General features: G+C 41.1%; 1 pseudogene. It reads right to left on the reverse strand.

The window, feature by feature from the left end:
* A pseudogene (locus JN080_RS29220) lies at positions 1-411 on the reverse strand (transposase family protein); the annotation flags it as partial.

The following is a 411-nucleotide window of genomic DNA, read 5'->3' on the forward strand; positions in this document are numbered from 1 at the left end:
GAATGGGTATTTCGTGTAAAGTTCATCGATGCGATGTTTGATGATACACTCCTCTGGGGAAGGCTCCATAGGCTTATAATACAGACTGGTTCTATTAAGATTTACTAGCTCAGCCTGGGTTTTAATAGGGAGTTCTGAATCCTCACAATCTAGCAGATCTAGTCTTTCAATTCTAGTCTTTAATGCCAGATTTTTTTTTAAGCCACGACAGATGCGTGGTGAGTTTTCCGACTTCGGCATATAGGTTTTGAATTTGGTCTTCATAACTGGAAATGAGTAGATCCTGTTTTTTGTTCTCCTTCATAAACAGCTGCGGCAATTGTTCCAACACCGCCTTTTTCCATTGGCGTAATTGGTTCACATGGATCCCATGGTGGGAAGCAAGTTCGCTTAACGACTTCTCTTCCTTAA

Origin of the sequence: Bacillus sp. EB600 (genome assembly GCF_024494385.1) — a bacterium.
Classification (GTDB): Bacteria; Bacillota; Bacilli; order Bacillales; family Cytobacillaceae; genus JAEVLT01.